We start from the raw sequence: 6,718 nt of genomic DNA on the forward strand, positions 1-6,718 counted from the left end.
TTAACAATTCTCTATTTAATAATAATATTTATGCTATAATTATATTTATAATTTAAAATAGCAATCTGGAGGTTTTTATGATTGAAAAAATTATACAAGATGAACTTGAAAAATTTTATCCAGAAATGATTGAACTTCGTCGCTATATGCATATGCATCCTGAAGTTTCATTTAACGAAAAAAATACAGCGAGATTCATTAAAGAATATTTAGAAAAAATTGGAATTACTAATATTAAAACAAGCGTCGGCTTAAATGGTGTAGTCGCAAGAATTAAAGGACAAGATTCTTCAAAAACAATCGCTTTTCGAGCAGACTTCGATGCCCTACCTATAAATGATGCAAAAGATACCCCATACAAGTCTACAATTCCTAATGCAATGCACGCTTGTGGTCATGATGGACACACTACAGCATTACTTGCAACGTGTAAAGTTCTAATGGATTATCAAGAAGATCTTCCACATGATGTTGTCGCAGTTTTCCAATATGGAGAAGAACAAGCTCCAGGTGGAGCAAAACCTATGATAGATGCTGGTTGTTTACAAGGTGTTGATGCAATATTTGGTGCTCATCTTTGGACACCTCTTCCACTTGGAACTTTAGGACATAGTTACAGAGAACTATGTGCAGCTGCAGACAGATTTGAAGTAAAAATTAATACTAAGGAAAATGCAAATATTATTGCTGCTGAATTTGTTAGTATGACTCAACACATAGTTTCACGATTTTCAAAACCAAGAGAAACACTTGTCATTACTTTAGGAAAATTAGAAAGTTCTGTTAAAGAAGCAAGTATTACTGGTACGATAAGACATTTTAATAAAGAACTTCATAAAATGGTACTAACTAAGCTTCAAAATTTATGCAAAGCTCTAGAAAATGAATATCCTAGCACTAATATAGAATTTATTTATTACGGAGGTTATCCACCTCTTATAAATCACAAAAAAGGAACAATAGAAATACAAAAAGCAACTTCTAAAATTCTTCCTGATATTAAACAAGTGGAAATCGAACCTCTTATGATTGGAGAAGATTTTGCATATTATGTTGAAGAAGTACCTGGTACATTCTTCTTAATTGGTGCCGGAAATTCTACATTTGCTAAGTATCCACACCACCACCCAAATTTTGATTTTGAAGAAGAAGTAATGAAACAAACAGCTTCAATTTTCTTAACACTAGCATTTGATTCTGCTAATGTAATAATAAATCTTAAGGGGGAATAATAGATATGAATACATATTTAGTTACTATTTATGGTAAAGGCGGACACGGGGCTGAACCTCATGAAGCTATCGATACAACAGTTATCGCTAGTGAATTTGTTAGAAAAATCACAAAATATAAAAACATTGAGATAATCTCTGTAAAAAGTGGTGATGCTTTTAATGTAATCTCTGGTAAGGCAGAAATTAATTTAAAAACAGATAATTTAGAACAATTGAAATCAATACTATCTTCACTGCTTATATATTACGGTGAGCAGACTAGATTTGAAATAATAGAAAATTAAAAAGACTGAAAGTAGCTTGAAATCAAGATTTCATAGAAATCTTCAAGTTACCTCAGTCTTTATTTTTTAATGATTTATTTCTGTAATATTTCCTTCACCCTTTTTTGTAATTCTGGTACAACTTCTTTGATAAACCATGGATTTTTATTATGCCAACGAAAATTCAATGGTGACGGGTGAACAATTGGAAAATAACGTGGCAAATACTGTTTATAATTAAATACAGTTTCCGTTAGATTTTGTTGTTTCTCATTTCCCAAGTAATAATCTTGTGCGTATTTTCCTACAAGAATAATAAGCTCTAGATTAGGCATGAGTTCTAAAACTTTATCATGCCATTTTTTGGCAAAGTTTTTTCTTGGTGGTAAATCACCACTTTTACCTTTACCAGGATAATAGAAGTCCATCGGTACTACACCTATTAAACCAGATTTATAAAATATCTGATCATCTATTCCCATCCACTCACGAAGTTTAACTCCACTTTTATCATTGAAGAAAATCTTACTTTCTTGAGCTTTAATACCAGGAGCTTGACCTATGATTAATATTTTTGCTGTACTAGGTGTAGAAAATAAAGGTTCTATTCCTTCATCCGTATATTTTTTATTATCACTATCTTCCATTATTTCTTTTTTTAATTGTTCAAAACTATCCATATTTTTCCTCTAGAAATTATTTTCTGACTAATTCAACTACCGCTTCAACTGCCGCTGTTCCTGGGAACATGTCTACTGGTTGAATACGTCTAATTTTATATTTTCTTGTTAAAACTTTTAAGTCACGTGCTAATGTAGATGGATTACAGCTCACATAAACAATTTTCTTAGCGTCAACCGCTAATAAGTTTTTAGCTAGTGGTCCAAGACCTACACGCGGTGGATCTACTATTGCAACATCAAAGTTTATTCCTTTTTTCTTCCAATCTGGGACTATTTTATTAGCGTCTCCTGCAACATAAGTACAGTTTGTTAAATTATTTAATTTAACATTATCATTCGCGTCTTTAATTGCAGCAGGAATAATATCAACACCATAAACCTCTTTACAATTACGGCTGACATATTGTCCAATTGTTCCAACTCCACAGAAAGCATCTAATACAACATCTGTTTCTTTTAGTGCAGCAAACTCAACTACTTTATCATAAAGTTTCTTTGTTGCCAGTGGATTTAATTGGAAGAATGATTTAGCCGAAAGTTCATACTTAATATCTCCGATTTTTTCAACGATATAATCTGAACCATATAAAGTAACACTTTCTGTTCCCATTACCAGGTGATCTTTGTCATTTGTAATATTTAGTATTATACTTTTAACGATTCTTTCACGCTTAAGTTCATTAACGACCTTATCCATGTTCTTAATCTTATCAGTATTCGCTACGAATGTTACTTGAACATCCCCATTATAAAATGAAGTTCTTGTCGCAATATATTTCACACCGTAATTCTTTTTATTTGTAGAAATCTCTACTTTATATTTTCCTAGTAACTTCTTAGCTAGGTTTGTTATTTTATTACCATTCTCATGTAATGCTAAATCTTCATTAATTTCAACTAAATCGTTAGAACCTTCTTTATATAACCCTGCAATAACTCGCCCATTTCTAACAGCTAGTGGAAATTGATTTTTATTACGATACCCTTCTGTTACAGGACTCGCTAATGTTTTTAATACTAACTTATCAGGTTTTGGTAGTCTGTAGTATTTATCAAAAGCATCTAATAATATTGTACGTTTATATTCAAGTTGCTTTTCATAACTAACGTGAGCTAAACCATAAGCTCCACTCTCAGCATATTCCCTTTTGATTTCTACTCTATGCGGACTAGGTTCTTTTACTTTAACAAGTTTACCAATAATGTATTTTGGTGTTTCCTCAACTATTTCACAAACTATAACTTCGTCAGGTAGAGCACCTTTTACGAAAGTAATTTTCTTTTTATAATATCCTATCCCCTCACCATTAATTCCTATTTTCTTAATTGTAAGTAAGACGTTTAGTTTTTTACCGTTTTTATTTTTCATCGTATCCTCATTCATAAAGATAAGCTGAGTAAAAGCAAAACACTCCCACTTCAGCTTATCCAATTCTACTATTATTTTATAGTTTTAATTTCGTTATCTAATTCTTCTACTAATGCAATTAATCTATCAATTTGAGTTAAATCAACTTTTTCAGGTTCAATATTTTCTAACTCGCTTGCAAAATCTTCAAATTTCGTTTTTAATTCTTCTAAAATATTATTAGGCATAACATTCTCCTTTTTTGTTCTCTATTCCATTATAATATAAATTCACAAAAATTCAACTCATATCACAAAAATAAATTAATTATTTTAACTATTACTAATCCGCATACATTCAGAAATAAATAATCCATCTTATATTAGCATTAATTATATATTATTAGTAGAAAGAAAAATCACTATTTACGTAAATATTATTAATAGACTTTTAATATATTTTAAGGTACTATTAAGTTAGGAGTGATATATTATGAATTATATTGATTTACAATTATTAAACATTAATATTTCTAGTATTTTTTACTATATAACTTCTATTTTTAATGATATAAACTTTGATATTGTATTAACTATATTTTTAATAATAAATACATTATTAGCATTCTCTATTGTATTTATAGAATATCAAACTACAACGTCGTCTTGGGCTTGGATACTAGTTTTATTTCTAATACCATACCTAGGATTTATTCTATATTTAATTTTTGGAAGACCTATATATAGAGAAAAAATCTTCCCTTTCTCAGATGAAGAAAAAATAAAATATCAACAAAATCTCTTGAAAAGGGAGATGCCCTATGAAATTACTAAAAATGAACAGGTAATATATAAGCATAGAAATTTAATAGAACTTAACTTTGAAACAGATAAATCATTTCTATCAAAAAATAATAAAATACAAATAATTACAGATGGAAAAGAAAAATTTAGACTATTATTTGAAGATATAAAAAATGCTAAAAGTTACATTCATATTCAATATTATATCTTAAAAAAAGATGGAATCGGTAAACAACTCTTCCACCTACTAGAACAAAAACTTCTAGAAGGTATAGATGTATATATTCTTTATGATGATATTGGTTCAAGAAAATTAAGTATTTCTTCATTACGAAGACTTACTAAGAACAATGCAAAAATAAAAAAATTCTTTAAATCTAAGCTACCGCTTATAAATTTTCGTATGAATTATAGGAACCATAGAAAAATAGTTACAATAGATGGTAATATTGGTTATACTGGTGGATTTAACGTTGGGGATGAATATCTAGGATTAGATAAAAAGTTTGGATACTGGAGAGATACACATCTTCGAATTGAAGGAGAAGCTGTAGGATCTTTGGAGTATCGATTTATAGATGACTGGAATTCACAATCAACTAAAAAAACAGAACAACTAGAGTTAACTTCTGATCACATATCAACACCTGTTGATAATTATTTGCCTATCCAATTGGTTTCTAGTGGACCTGATAATAAGCTCCAAAAAATCAAATATAGCTATCTATATATGATTTCAAGAGCAAAAAAATACATCTATATTCAATCACCCTACTTCATCCCTGATGAGAGTGTTATGGATGCATTAAAAATGGCAATATTATCTGGAATCGATGTTAGAATTATGGTGCCTAATAAACCGGATCATATATTTGTTTATTGGGCAACATACTCTTTTATAGGAGAATTAGCTGAGTTAGGTGCGAAGACTTATATTTATGAAAATGGATTTATTCATACAAAGATGATTATCATCGACGATGAAGTTTCAAGTTTAGGAAGTGCAAACTTTGATTATAGAAGTTTTAAACTAAACTTTGAGCTTAATGCATTTATGTATGATTATAAAACTACAAAAAAATTTAGACACATTTTCTTAAAAGATATAGAAAAGTCTACCCTAGTTTCTTTTGCAAAATATCAACAAAGAAGTTTACTAATTAAAATTAAAGAAGCCTTTGCAAGGTTGATTTCACCGATTCTTTAGTTGTTTTATATTAAAAAATATGATATATTAATACATATGTACAAATAGGAGGACAAAATTTAATGAACAAATTTAAAAAAGCTATTTTACCTATAGCACTTAGTGTGTCAGTTATAGGTTTAGCAGGATGCTCTACTGGAGGAACTAAATTTATCTCTAGTAAAGCTGGAGATGTAACAGAAAAAGATATCGTAGAAAGCATCGGTGCTAGTCAGCTTTCTAAAACAGCTACTAGTATGATGATTCAAAAAGTACTTTTAGATAAATATAAAAACAAAATTGATCAAAAATCTATTGACGAACAACTTCAAAAAGCTCAAGAACAATACGGTGGTAAAGACAAATTCGAACAACTTTTAAAACAACAAGGATTTACTCTTGATAAATACAAAGATGGTTTAAAAGTTAAAGCGGCTCAAACATTACTAATTAATGACTACGCTGGAACTAACGACGATAAACTTAAAGAAAGTTACGAAAAAAATAAACACCAATATCACCTAGCACACATTCTTGTAAGTGTTAAAAGTGAATCAAATCCAAATGGATTAAGTGACGAAGAAGCTAAGAAAAAAGCGGAAGAAGTACTAAAAAAACTTAAAGATGGTGGAGACTTTGCTACATTAGCAAAAGAAAACTCTAACGATACTGCTAACGCTTCTAACGGAGGAGACTTAGGATGGTCTTCTAAAGAAGATAACTCATTCGTTAAAGAATTCAAAGATGCCGCATACGCATTAAGTAAAGATAAAACATCAGATGTTGTAAAAACTTCATTTGGATATCACATTATTAAAGTATTAGATGAAAAAGACTCATCATTTGATGAATTAAAACCAGCATTAGCTGAAAAAGCTGCTGAAGAAACTGTTAAAAAAGATAGTACAATTGTAAGTAAAGCTCTTAAAAAATTATTTGAAGAGTACAATGTTAAATCAAGTAACAGTGACGTTGAAGCATACATTAAATCAATGTTAGAAGGAAATTCTTCTGCACAATAATAAATATAAAGACGACTAAAAGCATGATCTGACCCCAAAAAGTTAGACTTAGAATAGCGTAGTAGTTGTAATGACTGCTACGCTATCTTTTTTATATTTATACAGTCATATGTTTTATTCTATATTGCTTAGGACTTAACCATCCTAGTTTCTCTTTTATTCTCTCTTCATTATAATA

The 6,718-nt window shown here is 29.5% G+C and carries 8 protein-coding genes; 4 read left to right on the forward strand and 4 right to left on the reverse strand.

The features are described from left to right. The first annotated feature begins 77 nt into the window (after positions 1-77). On the forward strand, positions 78-1,232 hold the full coding sequence (locus JX287_RS01845; RefSeq protein ID WP_204641522.1) for a M20 metallopeptidase family protein: 1,155 nt from the start codon (positions 78-80) through the stop codon (positions 1,230-1,232). Positions 1,233-1,237: 5 nt separating this feature from the next. Next, complete coding sequence (locus tag JX287_RS01850; protein WP_204641523.1) at positions 1,238-1,519, forward strand: peptidase dimerization domain-containing protein; 282 nt, start codon at positions 1,238-1,240, stop codon at positions 1,517-1,519. 74 nt (positions 1,520-1,593) lie between these two features. Here JX287_RS01850 and JX287_RS01855 read toward each other — a convergent pair whose 3' ends face one another. From JX287_RS01855 to JX287_RS01865, 3 genes are all read right to left on the reverse strand, one after another. Then, the gene (locus JX287_RS01855) at positions 1,594-2,178 is read right to left on the reverse strand and encodes a uracil-DNA glycosylase family protein (RefSeq protein ID WP_204641524.1); all 585 of its coding nucleotides are present in this window, start codon (positions 2,176-2,178) and stop codon (positions 1,594-1,596) included. Between the two features lie 16 nt (positions 2,179-2,194). Then, positions 2,195-3,550, reverse strand: a complete 1,356-nt coding sequence (gene rlmD / locus JX287_RS01860; RefSeq protein WP_204641525.1) for a 23S rRNA (uracil(1939)-C(5))-methyltransferase RlmD — start codon at positions 3,548-3,550, stop codon at positions 2,195-2,197. Positions 3,551-3,621: 71 nt separating this feature from the next. Continuing rightward, positions 3,622-3,777: an SE1561 family protein gene (locus JX287_RS01865; RefSeq protein WP_003144715.1), complete on the reverse strand. Its 156-nt coding sequence runs from the start codon at positions 3,775-3,777 to the stop codon at positions 3,622-3,624. A 244-nt stretch (positions 3,778-4,021) separates the two neighbouring features. Here JX287_RS01865 and cls point away from each other — a divergent pair, with 244 nt between their 5' ends. Both cls and JX287_RS01875 read left to right on the forward strand, forming a co-directional pair. Continuing rightward, entirely contained in the window at positions 4,022-5,539 is a 1,518-nt protein-coding gene (cls, locus tag JX287_RS01870; RefSeq protein WP_204641526.1) for a cardiolipin synthase, read from the forward strand. A gap of 62 nt (positions 5,540-5,601) precedes the next feature. Then, on the forward strand, positions 5,602-6,540 hold the full coding sequence (locus tag JX287_RS01875; RefSeq protein ID WP_204641527.1) for a peptidylprolyl isomerase: 939 nt from the start codon (positions 5,602-5,604) through the stop codon (positions 6,538-6,540). Between the two features lie 97 nt (positions 6,541-6,637). Here JX287_RS01875 and JX287_RS09105 read toward each other — a convergent pair. Continuing rightward, positions 6,638-6,718, reverse strand: an 81-nt coding sequence (locus JX287_RS09105) for an IS3 family transposase (protein WP_430537379.1), incomplete at its 5' end; no start/stop codon positions are given.

This window comes from Gemella haemolysans (assembly GCF_901873445.1).
GTDB classification, from domain to species: Bacteria; Bacillota; Bacilli; order Staphylococcales; family Gemellaceae; genus Gemella; species Gemella haemolysans_C.

Bases quoted from the DNA above. Each gene is read 5' to 3' on its own strand.
- JX287_RS01845 (WP_204641522.1), top strand. From the start codon at position 78: ATGATTGAAAAAATTATACAAGATGAACTTGAAAAATTTTATCCAGAA.
- JX287_RS01850 (WP_204641523.1), top strand. From the start codon at position 1,238: ATGAATACATATTTAGTTACTATTTATGGTAAAGGCGGACACGGGGCT.
- JX287_RS01855 (WP_204641524.1), bottom strand. From the start codon at position 2,178: ATGGATAGTTTTGAACAATTAAAAAAAGAAATAATGGAAGATAGTGAT.
- rlmD (WP_204641525.1), bottom strand. From the start codon at position 3,550: ATGAAAAATAAAAACGGTAAAAAACTAAACGTCTTACTTACAATTAAG.
- JX287_RS01865 (WP_003144715.1), bottom strand. From the start codon at position 3,777: ATGCCTAATAATATTTTAGAAGAATTAAAAACGAAATTTGAAGATTTT.
- cls (WP_204641526.1), top strand. From the start codon at position 4,022: ATGAATTATATTGATTTACAATTATTAAACATTAATATTTCTAGTATT.
- JX287_RS01875 (WP_204641527.1), top strand. From the start codon at position 5,602: ATGAACAAATTTAAAAAAGCTATTTTACCTATAGCACTTAGTGTGTCA.